This is a genomic window from Lysinibacillus capsici (assembly GCF_020217405.1).
In the GTDB taxonomy this organism is placed as follows: Bacteria; Bacillota; Bacilli; order Bacillales_A; family Planococcaceae; genus Lysinibacillus; species Lysinibacillus capsici.
This window is the reverse complement of sequence record NZ_CP084108.1, coordinates 1368379-1386416: the sequence shown is the minus strand read 5'-3', so window position 1 is coordinate 1386416 and position 18038 is coordinate 1368379. Positions and strand designations below refer to the sequence as shown.

At 38.8% G+C, this 18038-nt stretch carries 19 protein-coding genes; 1 reads left to right on the top strand and 18 read right to left on the bottom strand.

Annotation, left to right across the window (positions count from 1 at the left end; translation table 11 throughout):
* Positions 1–90: 90 nt before the first annotated feature.
* From ccsB to LCP48_RS06505, 8 genes are all read right to left on the bottom strand, one after another.
* On the bottom strand, positions 91–1272 hold the full coding sequence (gene ccsB, locus LCP48_RS06540; protein ID WP_009370715.1) for a c-type cytochrome biogenesis protein CcsB: 1182 nt from the start codon (positions 1270–1272) through the stop codon (positions 91–93).
* Positions 1269–2945, bottom strand: a complete 1677-nt coding sequence (gene resB, locus LCP48_RS06535) for a cytochrome c biogenesis protein ResB (RefSeq protein WP_009370714.1) — start codon at positions 2943–2945, stop codon at positions 1269–1271. The genes ccsB and resB overlap by 4 nt, the downstream gene beginning before the upstream one ends.
* Positions 2946–2951: 6 nt before the next feature.
* Positions 2952–3491, bottom strand: coding sequence for a thiol-disulfide oxidoreductase ResA (gene resA, locus LCP48_RS06530; protein WP_004232210.1), 540 nt, complete (start codon positions 3489–3491; stop codon positions 2952–2954).
* A 317-nt stretch (positions 3492–3808) separates the two neighbouring features.
* Positions 3809–4540 carry a pseudouridine synthase gene (locus LCP48_RS06525; RefSeq protein ID WP_004232209.1) on the bottom strand — a complete coding sequence of 244 codons (732 nt, stop codon included), beginning with the start codon at positions 4538–4540 and terminating at the stop codon, positions 3809–3811.
* 384 nt (positions 4541–4924) lie between these two features.
* Entirely contained in the window at positions 4925–5389 is a 465-nt protein-coding gene (locus LCP48_RS06520; protein ID WP_225340803.1) for a hypothetical protein, read from the bottom strand.
* 82 nt (positions 5390–5471) lie between these two features.
* Positions 5472–6542, bottom strand: coding sequence for a D-alanyl-D-alanine carboxypeptidase family protein (locus LCP48_RS06515; protein ID WP_004232205.1), 1071 nt, complete (start codon positions 6540–6542; stop codon positions 5472–5474).
* A gap of 73 nt (positions 6543–6615) precedes the next feature.
* On the bottom strand, positions 6616–7209 hold the full coding sequence (scpB, locus tag LCP48_RS06510; protein WP_009370711.1) for an SMC-Scp complex subunit ScpB: 594 nt from the start codon (positions 7207–7209) through the stop codon (positions 6616–6618).
* A complete protein-coding gene (locus LCP48_RS06505) occupies positions 7181–7960 on the bottom strand; it encodes a segregation/condensation protein A (RefSeq protein WP_004232198.1) in 780 nt (259 codons plus the stop codon). Before LCP48_RS06505 ends, scpB begins: the two co-directional genes overlap by 29 nt.
* Before the next feature lie 55 nt (positions 7961–8015).
* On the opposite strand from LCP48_RS06505, the gene LCP48_RS06500 reads away from it, so the two are divergent.
* The gene (locus LCP48_RS06500) at positions 8016–8522 is read left to right on the top strand and encodes a DUF309 domain-containing protein (protein WP_048391294.1); all 507 of its coding nucleotides are present in this window, start codon (positions 8016–8018) and stop codon (positions 8520–8522) included.
* Here LCP48_RS06500 and LCP48_RS06495 read toward each other — a convergent pair.
* The 10 genes from LCP48_RS06495 to fur all read right to left on the bottom strand — a co-directional run bounded on the left by LCP48_RS06495 (position 8519) and on the right by fur (position 18014).
* The gene (locus LCP48_RS06495) at positions 8519–8890 is read right to left on the bottom strand and encodes a GNAT family N-acetyltransferase (protein ID WP_009370710.1); all 372 of its coding nucleotides are present in this window, start codon (positions 8888–8890) and stop codon (positions 8519–8521) included. The genes LCP48_RS06500 and LCP48_RS06495 overlap by 4 nt on opposite strands.
* A gap of 199 nt (positions 8891–9089) precedes the next feature.
* Positions 9090–10409, bottom strand: a complete 1320-nt coding sequence (gene lysA, locus LCP48_RS06490; RefSeq protein ID WP_004232188.1) for a diaminopimelate decarboxylase — start codon at positions 10407–10409, stop codon at positions 9090–9092.
* A gap of 225 nt (positions 10410–10634) precedes the next feature.
* Positions 10635–12083 (bottom strand): spore germination protein, encoded by a 1449-nt coding sequence (locus tag LCP48_RS06485; protein WP_004232186.1) that lies wholly within the window; start codon positions 12081–12083, stop codon positions 10635–10637.
* 15 nt (positions 12084–12098) lie between these two features.
* Positions 12099–12890 (bottom strand): RNA polymerase sporulation sigma factor SigF, encoded by a 792-nt coding sequence (gene sigF / locus LCP48_RS06480; protein WP_009370709.1) that lies wholly within the window; start codon positions 12888–12890, stop codon positions 12099–12101.
* 10 nt (positions 12891–12900) lie between these two features.
* Positions 12901–13341: an anti-sigma F factor gene (spoIIAB, locus tag LCP48_RS06475; protein WP_004232182.1), complete on the bottom strand. Its 441-nt coding sequence runs from the start codon at positions 13339–13341 to the stop codon at positions 12901–12903.
* Entirely contained in the window at positions 13334–13687 is a 354-nt protein-coding gene (gene spoIIAA / locus LCP48_RS06470; RefSeq protein WP_004232181.1) for an anti-sigma F factor antagonist, read from the bottom strand. Before spoIIAA ends, spoIIAB begins: the two co-directional genes overlap by 8 nt.
* Before the next feature lie 240 nt (positions 13688–13927).
* Complete coding sequence (locus LCP48_RS06465; protein ID WP_004232179.1) at positions 13928–15178, bottom strand: thymidine phosphorylase; 1251 nt, start codon at positions 15176–15178, stop codon at positions 13928–13930.
* Between the two features lie 13 nt (positions 15179–15191).
* Positions 15192–16373 (bottom strand): phosphopentomutase, encoded by a 1182-nt coding sequence (gene deoB / locus LCP48_RS06460; RefSeq protein WP_004232176.1) that lies wholly within the window; start codon positions 16371–16373, stop codon positions 15192–15194.
* 98 nt (positions 16374–16471) lie between these two features.
* The gene (gene xerD, locus LCP48_RS06455) at positions 16472–17374 is read right to left on the bottom strand and encodes a site-specific tyrosine recombinase XerD (RefSeq protein ID WP_009370707.1); all 903 of its coding nucleotides are present in this window, start codon (positions 17372–17374) and stop codon (positions 16472–16474) included.
* A 175-nt stretch (positions 17375–17549) separates the two neighbouring features.
* Positions 17550–18014, bottom strand: a complete 465-nt coding sequence (fur, locus tag LCP48_RS06450; RefSeq protein WP_004232171.1) for a ferric iron uptake transcriptional regulator — start codon at positions 18012–18014, stop codon at positions 17550–17552.
* Positions 18015–18038: the final 24 nt, after the last annotated feature.

Sequence of the window (18038 nt, the reverse complement as noted above, 5' to 3'; positions counted from 1 at the left end):
TTCTCTAACTTCTATTGTACATGGTGTGACACATATTGAAAAGAAAAGAAAGCCTCTTCGCTACAGCGAAAAGGCTTGTTGCTTCACAGGTTACGCGTAGGAGTGTAAACCTGCAAGAATTAAGTTAACAGCAATTAGGTTGAATAAAATAATCCCAAAACCAATTAGTGCTAACCAAGCAGATTTTCGACCTTCCCAGCCTTTTGATAGACGTAAATGCAGGAATGCTGCATAGAATAACCATGTAATAAGAGCCCATACTTCTTTTGGATCCCAACCCCAGAAACGACTCCAAGCAATTTGTGCCCAAATCATCGCAAAGATTAAAGCACCAAGGGAGAATACAGGGAAACCAATCAGCACTGAACGATAACCAATTTCATCAAGTAATTGTAAATTGACACGTTTAACAAGTGGTTGGAAAATGGCACTAATTCGACGGCGAGCAATTAAACGAATTAATAAATACAACACAGATCCTACCAATAATGACCAAACAACGGTTGTTAATTTTTTAGCATTAATTAACGCTGGCATTTCTACTAATGGCGACATGCCATGTTCTTCTATCACTTCATATTCATTCATACCGAATACTGGAGGTAAATTGTAAATAATTTTACGAGTAGTACCTTCTTTATCCACATAATTATAGCTAGACTCATAATCCATAGCACTAAATGTAGATGTTACCGCGACAAATCCAACAACTACTACAAGACAGTACATAACGGCTTCTAACCAAAAACGTTGTTTAGAGGGCTTTGTTAAATCTACTACTTTTAATAAGTAAATAAGTCCTGCCACAGCACTAATGGCTAAAATAGATTGCCCTAATGCTGCTGTAATAACGTGAATTGTTAACCAATGACTTTGTAATGAAGGCACTAATGGACTTACTTCTTTCGGGAACATTGCTGCATAAGCAATAATCAAAAGCGCAACAGGCAGTGCCACTAATCCAAGTGCAGTCAAACGATAAATAAAATAAATTAAGATAAACGCGCCGACAATGAACATACCAAAGGCAGTTGTAAATTCAAACATATTACTTACTGGCGCATGTCCTGTATAAATCCAACGCGTAATAAAATAGCCAAGCTGTGATAGGAAACCAATAATAGTAACCACAATGGCAAACTTGCCCCATTTGCCAGTATTTTTACCAGTAGCATTACCTTGCTTAATTGAACCACCAAATAATAATGTCGCAACTAGATAAGCAATAAACGCAACAAATAGTAAGTTTCCACTTAAGTCAATCAAACTCATAAGGTGTTGTCACCTTCCTTTTCTTTAATGCCACCAGTAGTGGACTCTTCGCCAGCCTCATCTTTCTCTAACTGATCTTTATACGGAGGCAATGCAGCAAAGGTTGTAACAGCATCTAAATCCTTTTTCATGCTGAACATATTTTTGTTGACATGGGCAGCCATTAACACACGGCCGTCTGGTTCCACTTGAAGCCATAAACGACGATGATTCCAGTAAGAGCCAATGGCAACACCGATCATAAAGATGACCCCACCAACAAACAGAATAGGGATGGTGCTATCTTTTCGCACCGTAATACCTGACATATCCCGCATCTCTGCACTAGCAAATTTCATTCTGTATTTATTTTCACCCAGTGGTTCTAAAGGAGGCTGCATAATTTCAACAAAGCTTACTTCTCCTTCAGGAGTTTCTGGTGTAGTCATTTTAAATAAAAATGCAGGATTATTTGGAATAGACGTTTTAGTCTGAGGTTCTCCATTTTCAAATCCATCAAAATCAGGTGTATAGACAAGAATTTGAACGGATGAACCATTCCCTAAATCATATTCTTTTTTAGGATTTGTTAAATCAATCTCTACCTTACCTAATGATTTCTCTGTCGTCTTATTAATTAATTCAAAGTTCATCTGTTTTAATTCATTTAGACGATAATCCATCTGGTAAAGAGCAAAGCCATCTTCTTTCAAAGGATGGTTTACACGAATGGAATAGTCTTTTACTTTTTCTAGATTTTCCGTATCCCCAGGCAATGCGTCTTCAGGTTGCTTGTATAGTGTAATATCGGTTTGGAAGTTTTTAGCCACTACATTCACACCCTGTTTAACTTGCTCACCTTGAGGTGTATTATCATGTGTTTCTAAAACAAAATCACGGTTTTCAATGAAATAGCCTTCCATTCCAGTAATAGCACGTGTTTCACCTTCACGCACCCATATCGATTCATCAACATAGAAACCTGGGACTAGACGTAGCATGACCCCACCTAAAAAAATGATGAGACCTACATGGTTTATGTACGGACCATAACGAGAAAAGCGTCCTTTTTCAGCTAAGAGAGCGCTACCATCTCGACGAACAGAATACTTCATCTCAGTCATTTTTTGAGCCACTTTATCAAGCGTTTCCTCCGCACTCGCTGACACTTGTCCTTCTGCAACAATGCGCTGACGCTTCATGAAGCTTTCATGTCTTTTAACTCGTTGATTCTTTAATGATTTGTAAAGTGGAATGCCTCGGTCAAGACTTGCCACTATAATCGATACTGCTAGCATACCAACCAAAATCTGGAACCACCATGAGCTATATAAATCCGAAAGCCCCAACGTATAATAGATTTTACCGAATGTACCATATACGTCTGCGTAGTAAGCCCCCTTCTCCATATCAGAAGCTTTTACGTAAAACTCTTGCGGTAGTAATGTTCCGACTGAAGCAGCAATTAATGTGATAATAATTAAGGATATACCCACTTTAACACTTGAGAAGAAATTCCATATTTTATCAACAAATGATTTGTTATATGTTTTGGAGCGAATGGCCATACCATCATAGCGCATATCAACAACCTTATTTTGTTTTTCTTCTTCGGTTAAAGGACGACCACATTTCTCACAAAGCTTCGTGCCGTATGGATTACTATGACCACAAGCACAAATGATTTTTTCCATCGTCATTTACTCCTTATTTGGCTTCACTAATTCCATGTACGAAGCAATATCTTTCTCCGTCATTTCACCTGTAATAATTTTGGCCACTTTGCCTTCTGGATCAATTAGCACTGTTGCAGGTAATTGTCCTACATTATAAGCAGTCATAACACTTTTTGTTTTGTCGATAACTACTGGAAATGACAACCCATATCGATCGACAAAATTCTGTACTTCAAAATCTGTTTGAGCAATATTGACAGCTAATGTTTGTACACCGTGATCTTTAAATTCTTGATACTGATTGTCCATTGCGGGCATTTCCTTCTCACAAGGCTTACACCAAGTTCCCCAGAAATTTAAAAATACCCCTTGCCCTTTATAATCCGACAATTTATGTTTTTCACCGTTTAAATCTACTAACGTGAAGTCAGGTGCCTCAGAGCCTACTGCTACTAACTCTACTTTTTCCTTTGTTGCTGTTCCATATACTGTGTACCCGATTGCCAACGCTAACACAGCTAAAATGACAGTTCGCAGTACAAGACGTTTTTTCTTTTTCTCCAAGTTAATAAACCCCCTATCAATTACGGCTTGCGTTGCTTTTACATATTGAAGAAACAAATAGAACTTTTTCACTCTCTATACGTCTATAAATATGTAAAAGCTTCTTTCACATTGACGTCAACAATACCGGATTAAATGTGTTACAGCTTTTTTGAACAAACTGCTACTAGGTGTACTATTCTCACCTATTATAGCAAAATGATACAAAAACACTTAGCTATTAATTATGAATGATTTATGAACGATTTCACCACAAAGAAAGTGTAAACATCCAAATACCTCTATTGGTATCCACACTTTCTTCTGGCAACATTGCATTAATCAAGCTTTCCTGTTTCTGCTAACACACGTAGTTGCTTTACTTCATGCTTTGATAATTCACGATATTCTCCTGGAGCAAGACCAAATAAATCTAAGAAAGCAAAGCGTTCGCGTTTTAATTTAACAACGGGTGTTCCAATCGCTTCAAACATACGACGAACTTGACGATTGCGCCCTTCATGAATCGTGATTTCACAAATAGCTTTGCCCGCTTTTTCATCGAAAGATGTCATACTTACCTTAGCAGGTGCTGTCTTACCATCCTCTAATTTGATCCCTCGTTGAAGCTTTTTTAACCCTTCAATTGTCGGCACACCTTTGACACGAGCGATATATGTTTTGTCAATTTTAAATTTCGGATGTGTCAACATATAGGAAAATTCTCCATCATTTGTCAATAGCAATAATCCAGATGTATCATAATCAAGACGACCAACTGGGAAAATACGTTGCGGAATATGATGAAATAAATCTGTGACAGTTTTGCGTCCTTTATCATCTGTAACTGCAGAAATTGTTCCACGTGGTTTGTAAAGTAAGAAATATACCTTATCTTCTTTTTCTAGTTTTACACCTTCTACTTCAATTGTATCGGAATTAGATACCTTTGTTCCTAACTCACGAACCACTACACCATTTACTTTAACTTTACCTTCTAAAATCAATTGCTCTGCCTTGCGCCTTGACGCAACGCCTGCATAGGCAATGACCTTTTGTAATCTTTCCATTTTTTCACCTCTAGTTTTCTTTCACATTGACACGTTCGTCATCATTCGATTTCGATCCAATGAATAGGGTTATTTTTCCCGCTAATCTGTGAAAATTATGTCATACTTTTAGACATTATTAAAGAAAAACAAATTTCACATTTTTTAATTAAGTATTCCGACTAATTTCTCATTCGTTAATTTCTTAACATTTGAACCGAGATTTTGTTTTGTTTACTAGCAGTATACTCATTTGATAATCATGCGAATCGATTGTAAAATGTTTATTTTGACAGAAAAAAGCTACCATTCGGCAGCTTTTATTTGTAAAAATTTAGACCGCGTTGGTTTAACTCATTGGCGATATAGTTTTTAGCCAGTAGCATGTTGCCTGCCAAAGGTTCTTCAATTGTGGAACCATCTTGAAATGTAAAAACCCAGATGATCAGGCTTTGTCATACCACTTTTTTCTTGATTAACTTGCTCAACTTTCACTATTTCTTTCCACTCGACAAAATTTACTTTTAAACTAAAAAATGGATTCATATGAATACCTCTTGAATCTATCCATTTATAAGCATTAAAGCTTAATGCGATGAAACCTAAGGCAATTAATAAGGAAGCAGACACCAGACCACGTTGAATATTCTTGCTTTTTTTCGTTTTAGGTATGATCAAATAATTGATTCGTAGTACGAGGGCCATGACAAATAAAGAGACCATAAAGATAATATAAGCATTCAAATAAGGTGCAAAATAATAAAATTCTATTGGTCGAATTGGATATAGTTGAATGACATGGACAATTAAACTTGATAAGAATACGATAATGATTAGCCCAAATTGAATTTGTCTACCATTACTTTCCATAGAAGCATCCCTCCATTCCCTCACCATTTTTCCAAATTTAACACCAATTAATCAAATAATGTAAAAAATCAGCCAATCGTTTTTAACGATCCGCTGATTCCACTTTAACTGGCGTTGCATAAATACGTTCTTCTCCAATAAAGATCGACAAGACTGCTTCTTGGCGTTTCCTTGAAACATGTAATACTTGCCTCACCTGTTCTTTTTCCTCTTTATTTAACTGTAGTCGAACGGGCTCTTGTAAACGAATAGCCAACTTTTTATTGACATTGTATTTACCCTTTTTCACTACTGTTTCAAGACTATAATCTTGCCATACTTTATTGGATAAGCCTCGGTGTACATTCCAATCATCTGATTCATTTAATGTAACGACAATGCATATTTGCCCGTCCTTTTGAAAGGCCGTTGCAAGTGTTCGTCCAGCAACCTTAGTAAAGCCCGTTTTTCCAGCGAAAGCAGTACCAGTGGCTGACTTTAAGGAACTAACAGGCTGTTCTGTCTCATCATCTATATCTGCCGCCATTCCTGAACCTTCTCTTAATAGACGGTGTTTATTTTCCCATAGCATACCGTTTACTGTATTTGCCCGATAAAGTACCGTTGAAGCAATTTTCTCAAATGTTTTATTTTGCAACGCAAGTCTTAACATCTCAGCAGTATCCCTTGCAGACGATAAATGCTCATCATGATGAAGACCAGAAGGATTCATGAAGACGGTATTGGTAAGACCTGCAATAACAGCTCTTTCATTCATTAATTTGACAAATCCCTCTACAGACCCTCCTACATGCTCGGCTAAAGCTGTTGCAGCATCATTGCCGGAACGTAGCATTAAGCCATACAATAACGTTTCAACTGTCACCTTTTCACCAGCCTGTAAGTAAATAGAACTCCCCTCAGCCATAGCAGCCTTCGGAGAGATGACAACTTCTTCCTGCAAGTCACTATTTTCAATTGCCACAAGTGCTGTCCAAATTTTCGTTAGACTAGCAATAGGTAATCGTTCATCGCTATTGGACCCTATTAAAATCCGTCCAGTCTCGCCATCTAAGACAGCATAGCCGCTTCCTCCTCTTGCTAAACTAGTCTGAGGAAGCATTACCATTAACACAATGATCATAAACAGTGTTAAACGAAATAACCGAAGCAAGGAGCCACTCCTTATTCAATGTGATAGGAAATTATAGATTTATATTTATGTTGAAGACAACGCATTATAACCATTATTTTGTCACACTAAATGTTTCTTGGAATTTGGTCATAAATAAATCTGTTTCTTGTTCTGACTCAACAAGATCCTCTTCAGGTAGAGGAGGCATTTCTTCTATACTATTTAAGCCAAAATAATGTAAAAATTCTTTTGTTGTTCCATATAAGATGGCACGTCCAGTCCCTTCTGACCGACCTACCTCTTTAATTAATCCTCGCGAAACTAACGTCTGGATTGGACGCTCACACTTGACACCGCGCAAATCTTCTATCGCTACACGTGTAATGGGCTGTTTGTATGCCACTATTGCCAACACTTCGAGGGAGGCCTGAGATAAGGATTGTGCAGTTGGATTTTCTACTAATCTTTGAATCGTATCGGCAAACTCAGATTTTGTAATAAGCTGATAGACGCCTGCAATTTCTTTCACCGTAATTCCTCTTGCTAAATCTTCATCATACGCTTCCCTTAATGTATTCATTGTTTGAAGGATCAACTCTTCCTGTTCTCCTAAAAGTTGTGCGAGTTGTTTAATCGTTAAGCCATCATCTCCCACAACAAACAATAAGGCTTCAATTCTACTCTGTAACATTGATGTTTTCGTCATCTTCCCATTCCTCCTTCTGTAAGGTAACCGTTAATTCTTCAAAGTTACCATCTTGCTCTACGATGACGACCTGACGTTTCATCAGTTCAAGAAGAGATACAAACGTCAGAATAAGTGTTGGCTTATCTTCATAGGGAAAAAGCTCGAAAAATGATGCACGTCCACCTGTTAATCGTAACGAATCCACAACAGAGCGCATTTGATCTCTTACTGATCGCTCCTGCCTTGCTACAGTGGTTTTTAATGGTTTTTTTAATTTTTTGCGACGCATCAATTTTTGAAATGCGCCAAGCATATCATAGATATTCACATTCAAATCAAATAAAGCCATCTGTTCTTCTGAGGCTAATCCTGTTAAATCAGCAGGTGGCCTCGTAAATACCTGTGCTCGGTCTGTTTCAAGCTCCTGCAAATTACTAGCTGCTTCCTTGTATTTTTTATATTCAATTAAGCGTTGCACCAGTTCTTCACGAGGGTCAGGGCCGTCCACTTCTAATTCTGCGTCCTCCATCTCTCCTTCGTGAATTGGCAATAACATGCGGCTTTTAATTGCCAGTAACGTTGCTGCCATCACTAAATATTCACTTGCTTCATTTAACTCTAGTACTTGCATTGCGTGTATATGGTCGATATATTGTTGTGTAATTTCAGCCATTGGGATATCATAGATATCAATTTCCAATCTGTGAATTAAATGCAATAATAAATCAAGAGGTCCTGAAAAGGCTTCTAATTTTACTTCATAAGACATTATTTTACCACCCTGAGATTCTATGTTCTTTTAGTATAGTGGAAAGGAGTCCAAAATGCATCCACAGCATCATACTTTATTTATCGATTACTGTGCCTATTTTAATGGCAATCAAGATTTTTTTGAATGCCATGAAGTGCTAGAGGAATATTGGAAGGAAATTGCACCTGGCGATAAAATGCATCCACTTGTCGGCTATGTGCAGCTGGCAACAGGTTTCTATCATTGGCGACGTGGTAACAATACTGGTGCTAAACGAATTTTAGAAAAAGCACTTCATAACTTTCAAGAAAATGAAGGGCATGTTTTTTTCCAAGAAATTGATTATCTTGAACTCCTAACACAAATAACAAAAGCTATCACTTCGATTAAAACGGGCAAGTCCTTTCAAACTTTCCAGCTCCCTCTTTCACCTCACTTGCTGGATTTAGCCCTAGCACGTATAAAGCTTTTGCCATCAAATAGCTCAAATTATCTTCTTCATAAACATATGCTTCGAGATCGCTCACATATTCTTGCAGAGCGACAAGAAAGCAAACAAAGAAAAAGCAGACGTTGTTAATCGTCTGCTTTTTCATCGATACAATGAATACATTTTTGAACAAAACTACGTGTTTCATCTGTAGCACGCATACTTTCATATTGGCCAAGTTCCGCCACTTCTTGAAGCATCTCCGTTGCTACGCCCTCTCCTCTATAGGAAGGGATCACCGACACGTGCTGGATTGTGGCTATATTATGCTCATCAACAACAAGCCCTACAATGCCAACATATTCATCATTCTTTTTCCATAAGTATAAAACCCAATTATCGTCATTTTCATAGGAGTGGATGGTTTCTGTCAGCTTTTTTACGTCTTTTTCGTTAGGCATAAATGAAAGTAGCCCCATTGCTATTTTCTCTAAAGCTTTTTTATATCGAATTAACATATTTGTCTATTCCCTCTTTTTCTAGCTGTACATAATCTTTGACTATCCTACACGATTTGTACTTTTACCGCAAGCCAATTTCTGTCTTACGAACCAGGTCCGAGAATACCTTTTGACGCCAACACCCAATAGACTACGCCCCATAATAAAATAAATGTTGTAATGGACGCTAGTAATACCCACTTATTTTTCCTCAAATTTACTCACCCTTTTTTAAAGTTAGCGGGAGATCGTTTTGCACAATATCTTCATAACTTTCGCGGCGAATAGCTAGTTGATGCTGTCCATCCTCTACAAATACAACTGCAGGTCTTGGTACACGATTATAGTTACTAGCCATCGAATAACCATACGCACCTGTACAGAAGATGGCTAACACATCACCTGAAGCAGCATCTTGTAGTTTAGCATCAATAATTAATTTATCGCCTGATTCACATAATTTACCAGCAACTGTATAGAGCTCATCTTTCGGCTCGTTCGCCTTACTTGCGATGACTGCCTCATACTTAGCGTCGTATAATGCGGGACGGATATTATCGCTCATACCTCCATCGACAGCAATATATTTTCGCACATCTGGCACAGTTTTTTGTGAACCGATTGTATAAAGAGATGTTCCTGCATCACCTACAAGTGATCGACCTGGTTCAATCCAAATTTCCGGCATCTTCAGTCCAAGAACAGTTGCTTTATTTTTGACAACTGTAATCATATCCTCTACATATACTTGTGGTTCAAGCGGTGCATCTTCTTCAGTATAACGAATACCAAAGCCCCCACCTAAGTTTAACACAGTACATGTAAATCCGTGAGTCTTGTTCCAATCAGAAATTTTGTCAATCAATTTTTCTCCAGCCAATCCAAAACCGGCAGTGTCAAAAATTTGTGAGCCAATATGGCAATGTAAACCAAGTAGCTCTAGGAATTCATGGTTAAATGTTTGTTGGAATGCTTCATCTGCTTGACCATTGTTTAAGTCAAAGCCGAATTTTGAATCTGCTTGACCTGTCGTGATGAAATCATGCGTATGTGCTTCAACACCTGGTGTAACACGTAATAATATACGCATTTTTTGCTGACGGCGCTCCGAAATATCTTTTAAAAGCTGTATTTCATAGAAATTATCTACAACAATACATCCAATCTTGGAGTCAAAAGCTAGCTCTATTTCAGCAATGCTTTTATTGTTACCATGAAAATGAATGCGCTCTGCAGGGAAACCAGCCTTTAAGGCCGTAAATAATTCTCCACCAGATACAACATCCAATGATAAATTTTCTTCTGCTGCTAATTGATACACCGCTACACATGCAAATGCTTTTGAAGCATAAGCTACTTCTGCTTTTACACCTAGTTTTTTAAACGTATCGATAAAGCTGCGCGCACGCTTACGAATAAGTGCCGTATCATACACGAAAAGTGGTGTACCATACTCTTTTGCTAGCTCTAATGTGTCTACCTGTCCAATTGTTAAATGACCATCTTCAGAAATCGCTTGTGTTCCATATAAATGCATGTGCATCTCTCCCTTTTCACATCGTTCCATCTTGTTATTTTTACGGTTTGAAAGTGGAAGGGTTCTTTACTATATTAGAACCATTCCATCAAAAAAATTATTTCCTTCACATATAAAAAACAAATGTATAGTACTTGCTTTTTCTTGAATGAAAATAATTTTTGCAAAAATCACAAAATACTATATGTGAACTTTATCACATGAAAAAAACGAGTGCAACGGCTCCTATGATCTTTTTCGCTGTTTGGAAGCGACTACATAAGGTCTGAGTGCATCCGCAGTCATTGGGAAGCGTATAATGACGCGAAGCATTGCGGTGGGAAAGAATGGAACAAGCGGCCATAAATAAGGTGCCTGCATTGGTCGCAATGAACATAAATACGTAAACAATAAAAATAAACCAATAAATAACCCATTGACACCCCAGAGACCCGTCATCAGAAGTAGCAGTAACCTAAAAATTTTAATGGAGATACTAAGCTCATAGGATGGAATAATGAAAATAAGAATGGCTGCAACTGCTGTATAGAGAACCACCTCAGAAGAGAATAATCCAACATCAATCGCAATTTGACCAATGATTACCCCCGCAACCAATCCCATCGCTGTGGACAATGGTGACGGAGTATGAATGGCGGCCATCCTCAAAAACTCTATTCCAATATCTGCAATCAAAATTTGTAGTAATAAAGGTACATGCGATTTCTCCTCCGTACCTAAAAAGGAGAGGGCATCTGGAAGTAGGGATTCATTCGTTGCAAATACATACCACAATGGCAATAAAAGTAAACCCATTACAGAGCCAAAATATCGCATAAAACGTACAAACGTCCCTACTGTGGGTGCCTGACGATATTCCTCTGCATGCTGCAATAAATGAAACACTGTAACAGGTACTAAAATAACGGATGGAGAAGTATCGACTAATATAGCTATATGCCCTTCAAGTAGATGAGCTGCAGCAATATCAGGTCTCTCCGTATAACGTACAAATGGAACTGGGTGGAACTTTTGTTTAAAGAGCCATTCTTCTAATGATTTATCGGCCATCGTCAAGCCATCATGATTTATTTGTCCAAGACGCTGTCGTAAACTTTCGAGCATATCTTCATTGGCAACATCCTTCATAAACGCGATCGCCACGTCGGTTTGACCGATTTTGGATATTTTATGTAGCTCGAAACGTAGATTACTATTACGAATTCGCCTACGTATTAAGGCTGTGTTTTGAGAAATCCCTTCTGTAAAGCCATCCCTTGATCCACGGATAACTTTTTCATTATCTGGCTCTTCTGGAGAGCGTCCTGGATAGTTTCTAAGCTCTGCAACATAGCAATAGCCACTTTTAGTAATAAAGGTGACTTGTCCACTTAAAATGGCTAGTAAATAGGCTTTACGCTCTGTTTCTTCTGAACGTCCATGGAAATTAAAGTAAGACTCAAAATATTCCTTCTCATCCTCTACATCAATTTCAATGTCCTCATCTGGCAGCATGCTAGACAGCAACTGTGTTAAAGCTTCTCCATCTACAAGCCCGCTAATATATGCACAAAGGACCGGCAAATCTTTGACAAATAAGTGTTTAATACCAACGTCAAACGATTCGCCGTCACCAAATTGTTCTATAAGAAAATCTTCGGCTTCTTCTAAGCTGTTAAATAATTTATTTGTCATGCTGTCACCATTTTCTTAGATGTCTTTTTTTATTACTTCCTGCTCCACTGTTGCACTAGTTGCCATCCAACTTTTCAGCTGGGCAAGGATTTTTTTCTCTAATCGGGAAACCTGTACCTGCGATATACCTAATCTATTTGCAATTTCAGTTTGCGTGCAATCTGAAAAATAGCGAAGATATATGATAGACTGCTCTCTTGGCTCAAGTCTCGTTAGAACTTCTTTTAATGGGATGTAATCAAAGGGTTGCTCCGATTTTTCATCCTTCATTTGATCCATTAGTGTAATGGAATCCCCCTCACTCTCATACAATTGCTCATGAAGAGAGGCAGGGTCTCTCAATGCATCGGATGCGGTAACAATTTCCTCTGTTGTCACACCAAGCACCTGAGCAAGCTCTTGAATGGTTGGTGGATGTTCGTTCTTTTTAATAAATTCATCTGTAGCATGACGGATTTTAAAATTGAGCTCACGAATAGAGCGGCTCACCTTCACCATGCCATCATCCCTTAAAAAGCGCTGAATTTCTCCAATGATCATCGGCACAGCATAGGTTGAAAATTTCACATCATAGGTTAAATCAAATTTATCCACAGATTTCATAAGCCCTATGCAGCCAATCTGGAATAAATCCTCAAGCTCAACACCTCTCGTTGTAAAACGTTGAACAATGGACCACACTAGTCTCGTATTGCCTTCTACCATTCGTTTACGAGCCTCGTGATCGCCCTGCTGTGCGCGTGCAATTAAATCACGCATTTCCTCCTGAGACAATAGCTTATCGGACGACTGTTCTAACGGCTTCACGGGTTTAACCTCACATTACCGCTGTGCGAACTGTGTAAAATTTCTTCGTGAATGTTACAGTTGTTCCTTCTTGCCATTTTGATATAACTGTCAGCTGATCTGAGAAGCTATCCATAATCGTGAAGCCCATACCCGAACGCTCCATCATACTTTTTGTTGTAAATAATGGTTCCATCGCTCGACTAACGTCTTCAATTCCTATCCCTTTATCCATGACAGATACTGTCACAATATCATCCTCACGTTTAGCATGAACTGTCACAACACCCTTACCATCTTCTTCATAGCCATGAATAATAGCATTGGAAACTGCTTCTGAGACAACTGTTTTAAATTCTGATAGCTCATCAATAGTTGGGTCTAATTGTGCAATAAAGCCTGTAACAGCTACACGCGCTAAAGCTTCATTTTCACTAAGTGCCAAAAAAGTTAATGTCATTTCGTTATCCATTTACAATCCCCCTTACGCGATCAATCGCTTGTTCCTCTGTTGCATCCATCATCCACGGTCCTAATCCTGAAAATTGAAATACTTTTCGCATTGTTGGCGATGGATTCAATAATATAGTTCGCCCAGCAACTGCCTCTAACTCACGCATACGACCAAGCACTAAACCAACTCCCGAACTATCCATAAAAGATAGTCCTTCCAAGTTCCAAATGATGGTCGTCACAGTGCCTTGAAAAATTGCTGCAGAAATTTTCGCTCGAATTTGTTCAACGGCATGATGATCGAGCTCCCCAAACAAACGTATAACGACTGTCTCTCTTGTGACCATTTCTAATTGATAATGCATGAACATCGCCTCCTCCTCGTGCAATTCCACATTCAATAGATTGAATCCTTGTGGCTGACAGAACTAGTGCAAAGTCTTCCGAAATAGTGTCTAATCGACATACTTATAGCTTTTTAGGTTAAGTGCAGTATGGGATAAATCTACAATTTCTAAACGCCATCGAGCTCTAAATTTTGGCGATTCATCGAACACACAAAAAAAGCGAGAACCCTCATAAGTAAGGGCTCTCGCTAATAATCTTTATGCAATTGTATAAGCTTGCTGAATTTTATTAATTGTCTCTTCGTCAATTGGCTGATTGGAATACAAATAAGCAATCGTATCGCCATTATTAACATGATCACCTTTTTTGGCGATTAGCTGAATTCCTGCATCATAATCAAGCTGTGACTCCTTCGTTAAACGTCCAGCGCCTAGACTAACACTTGCTTCTCCAACTAATAAAGCATTAATCGTCTCCACCGTGCCCTCTGAAACCGCTGTCACTGCTACTTTATGAGCTGTGTCATTTTGAACAATATCAGAGACTACTCCTCCTTGCGCCACAATAAACTCCTCGAATTTTGCAGCTGCAGAGCCATCTGCTAGCACTCGCTTAACAGCAGCTGTCGCTTCCGATTCATTCACACCTGCCGCAATTTGGTACATCAAGGAAGAGATGACAACACATTCATCAACCAAATCTTCATGCGTTTCTTCCATACGTCCACTTAATAGGGCATAAGCCTCCACTACCTCAAGCTTATTACCAATCATTTTCCCTAAAGGATTATCCATATCACTGATGTGTGCGATGACTTTACGGCCAAGTTTTTCTCCAATAGCCGTCATTGTATCTGCTAAACGCTGTGCTTCTTCCTGCGTCTTCATAAACGCACCTGAGCCACATTTTACATCGAGGACTATACCATCGGCACCACTTGCAATTTTTTTACTCATAATCGACGCTGCGATTAGTGGAATAGAATCGACAGTACCTGTCACATCACGCAAAGCATATAATTTTTTGTCGGCTGGTACTAGATTACCTGTTTGTCCAGCAACCGCAATTTTATGCTGATTGACATTATCAATGAACTCCTGTGATGAAAGCTCTGTTTTAAAGCCCTGAATGGATTCAAGTTTATCAATTGTCCCCCCAGTAATCCCTAAGCCTTTACCACTAAATTTCGCAACAGGAATTCCTAGAGCAGCAATAATTGGCGTAACCACAAGTGTAACCTTGTCACCAACCCCTCCAGTTGAGTGTTTATCAATTTTAAAGCCTTCAATAGATGTTAAATCAATGACATCGCCTGATTCGATCATTGCCTTTGTTAAATAAAATGTCTCATCATCAGACATGCCTAGTAAACGTATCGCCATTAATAAAGAACTTGCTTGATAATCTGGGATAGAGCCAGTCGTATAGCCTTCAACAAAATACTGAATTTCAGCTTGAGAAAGCTCTAATCCTTGTTTTTTCTTTTCAAACAATTGAACCATATTCATACAAAAAACCCCCTTATTTCAAATCATGTAAGAAACTTTTACCGAATGGCGGTGCGTCTACATGAAAGTTTTCTGCAACTGTTGCTGCAATATCTGCAAAGGTTTCACGAAGCGCAAGTTCCGCACCACCTTTGAAACGTGGTGAATAGACAATTAGTGGTACATATTCGCGTGTATGATCTGTCCCTGGGAAGGTTGGATCATTGCCGTGATCAGCTGTAATGATTAATAGATCGTCTTCTGACATTGCCTCTAGAATTTCTGGTAGACGTGCATCAAATTCTTGTAATGCCTGTCCATAGCCTAAAGGGTCACGTCGATGGCCGAAATTGGCATCAAAGTCGACTAAATTTAAGAAGCTTAGACCACGAAAGTCACGACGTACAACTTCTGCAAATTGATCCATACCATCCATATTATTTTTTGTACGTACAGCATCTGTCACACCTTCACCATTGAAAATATCTGAGATTTTTCCAATTGCAATCACATCTAATCCCGCATCCTTCAAAACATTCATTGTTGTACGACCAAATGGCTTTAACGCATAATCATGACGATTGGATGTACGAGTAAAGTTTCCAGGCGTACCCACAAATGGTCGTGCGATGACGCGACCTACTAAATATTCAGGCTGTAATGTTAATTCACGAGCAATTTCGCAAATTTTATATAACTCTTCTAGTGGAATGATTTCCTCATGAGCAGCAATTTGTAAAACAGGATCGGCTGATGTATAGACAATAATCGCACCTGTTTCCATATGCTCCTTCCCGAAATCTTCAATTACTTGTGTACCACTTGCTGGCTGATTGCATAGCACTTTCCGACCTGTACGTTTCTCTAGCTCATCAATTAGCTCTGCTGGAAACCCATCTGGATACACTTTAAATGGTTTATCAATATTTAACCCCATGATTTCCCAATGGCCAGTCATCGTATCTTTACCAACTGATGCTTCTTGCATTTTACCGTAGTATGCTTTAGGGTCAGTAGTTGCATGCATTCCATGCAATGGTTCAATATTCGCTAAACCAAATGACTCCATTACTGGCATTGTAAGCCCATTCATTTTTTCAGCGATATGTCCTAGTGTATGTGCGCCAACATCCCCAAAATTTGCAGCGTCTGGCGCTTCACCAATACCTACGGAATCCATGACAACAACATGGATTTTGTTAAATGGTTTATTCATAATGGTTGCCTCCTAATCTCATGACTCTATTTTACCAAAAAAATGCGAAAAATAAAGGTCAGACATCCGACTGAAATATAATTTTTTCCTATTAACTTTTAAGCACGTGGATGGAATTGCTTATAGACCTCAGATAATCTTGTTTTGCTAATATGTGTATAAATCTGCGTAGTAGAAATATCTGCATGGCCAAGCATCTCCTGCACCGCTCGTAAATCGGCTCCATTTTCAACCAAATGAGTGGCAAAGGAATGACGCAATGTATGTGGTGTTAATTCATGTTGGATGCCTGCCTTTAACGCATGCTCCTTCATTAATTTCCAACAACCCTGCCTTGTTAAACGTTTCCCTCTTTGATTAATAAAAAACGCATCTGTCTTGGGGTACTTTCCCTGTAATTGACTACGAGCACCATTTAAATAGGCATTTATTGCCGAAAGTGCGCTTTTGCCGAGTGGAATGATTCGCTCCTTACCACCCTTCCCAAATACACGTACAAAGCCCATGGTTAAATGAATATCAGCTAAATCCAGTGCAATAAGTTCACTGATGCGCATACCAGACCCATATAGTAACTCCAGCATGGCAAGATCACGTATACCTTGTGGCTTACTTTTATTTGGAGCTGTTAGTAAAGCTTCAATCTCTTGGATAGATAAAATATTAGGCAACTTTTGCTCAATTGTCGGCATCTCCAAATGGACTGTCGGATCATTTTCTGCGCGCTTTTCTCGTAGTAAAAATTGGTGGAAACTCCGAATCGATGAAATATGACGGGCAACGGTACGACTTGTCTTTCCCTGTGCCCGCAATTGCTCTAAATGGCGTAATATAGTTGTCCGTTCCACCACACTAAAATCAGACATACCTTCTGCTTCCTTTAAAAAATGTACATAGCTTTCTAAATCTCGGCGATAGGATGCTAATGTATTAACAGATAACTGCCTTTCCACCTGAATAAAATGGATATAGTCCTCTACTGCATATTGAAATTCATTCATCACAACGCCCCCTCACTGTCAATTATTCTCTATTTTAGCATGGCCTTAAGAAATGTGCTAAAGGACCCTCCATTCGACATAAACCACCAACCCTAATGGTGTCTATACTTCAATAAAAAAAACAAAAAACTGCCCGATTCAATCTATACCAAAGATTAAAACAGACAGTTTTTCGTTATTTTTCTTCATTCGATTCGTCGTTTTTATCATGACAGCGCCAGCATATGCCGTGGAAAGTTAGTCGGTGATCTTTTATAATAAAGTTCCAACGTTTTTCAACAACGGCTTCCACATCTTCAAGTAAATCTTCTTGAATTTCATCAACAGCACCACATTCGATACAAACAAGATGATGGTGGAAATGGGCAGCTCCCTCTTGGCGTAAATCATAGCGCGATACGCCATCGCCAAAGTTGATTTTGTCGACAATTTTGAGCTCAGTTAATAATTCTAACGTTCTATAAACAGTAGCTAGACCAATCTCAGGTGCTTTTTCTTTTACTAAAAGATAAACATCTTCAGCACTTAGGTGGTCCTCTTCGTGCTCAAGCAAAACAGCAACTGTCGCTTCTCGCTGCGGCGTCAGCTTGTAACTAGCACTATGCAACTGTTTTTTTATACGATCAATTCGGCTCTCCATGTGACGCCCCCCTAAACTCTTTCC

What these genes read in the sequence shown, in the direction of transcription:
- ccsB (WP_009370715.1), bottom strand. Translation starts at nt 1,272, where the DNA reads ATGAGTTTGATTGACTTAAGTGGAAACTTACTATTTGTTGCGTTTATT.
- resB (WP_009370714.1), bottom strand. Translation starts at nt 2,945, where the DNA reads ATGGAAAAAATCATTTGTGCTTGTGGTCATAGTAATCCATACGGCACG.
- LCP48_RS06525 (WP_004232209.1), bottom strand. Translation starts at nt 4,540, where the DNA reads ATGGAAAGATTACAAAAGGTCATTGCCTATGCAGGCGTTGCGTCAAGG.
- LCP48_RS06520 (WP_225340803.1), bottom strand. Translation starts at nt 5,389, where the DNA reads ATGGAAAGTAATGGTAGACAAATTCAATTTGGGCTAATCATTATCGTA.
- scpB (WP_009370711.1), bottom strand. Translation starts at nt 7,209, where the DNA reads ATGACGAAAACATCAATGTTACAGAGTAGAATTGAAGCCTTATTGTTT.
- LCP48_RS06505 (WP_004232198.1), bottom strand. Translation starts at nt 7,960, where the DNA reads ATGTCTTATGAAGTAAAATTAGAAGCCTTTTCAGGACCTCTTGATTTA.
- LCP48_RS06500 (WP_048391294.1), top strand. Translation starts at nt 8,016, where the DNA reads ATGCATCCACAGCATCATACTTTATTTATCGATTACTGTGCCTATTTT.
- LCP48_RS06495 (WP_009370710.1), bottom strand. Translation starts at nt 8,890, where the DNA reads ATGTTAATTCGATATAAAAAAGCTTTAGAGAAAATAGCAATGGGGCTA.
- lysA (WP_004232188.1), bottom strand. Translation starts at nt 10,409, where the DNA reads ATGCATTTATATGGAACACAAGCGATTTCTGAAGATGGTCATTTAACA.
- LCP48_RS06485 (WP_004232186.1), bottom strand. Translation starts at nt 12,083, where the DNA reads ATGACAAATAAATTATTTAACAGCTTAGAAGAAGCCGAAGATTTTCTT.
- spoIIAB (WP_004232182.1), bottom strand. Translation starts at nt 13,341, where the DNA reads ATGGATAACGAAATGACATTAACTTTTTTGGCACTTAGTGAAAATGAA.
- spoIIAA (WP_004232181.1), bottom strand. Translation starts at nt 13,687, where the DNA reads ATGCATTATCAATTAGAAATGGTCACAAGAGAGACAGTCGTTATACGT.
- LCP48_RS06465 (WP_004232179.1), bottom strand. Translation starts at nt 15,178, where the DNA reads ATGAATATGGTTCAATTGTTTGAAAAGAAAAAACAAGGATTAGAGCTT.
- deoB (WP_004232176.1), bottom strand. Translation starts at nt 16,373, where the DNA reads ATGAATAAACCATTTAACAAAATCCATGTTGTTGTCATGGATTCCGTA.
- xerD (WP_009370707.1), bottom strand. Translation starts at nt 17,374, where the DNA reads ATGAATGAATTTCAATATGCAGTAGAGGACTATATCCATTTTATTCAG.
- fur (WP_004232171.1), bottom strand. Translation starts at nt 18,014, where the DNA reads ATGGAGAGCCGAATTGATCGTATAAAAAAACAGTTGCATAGTGCTAGT.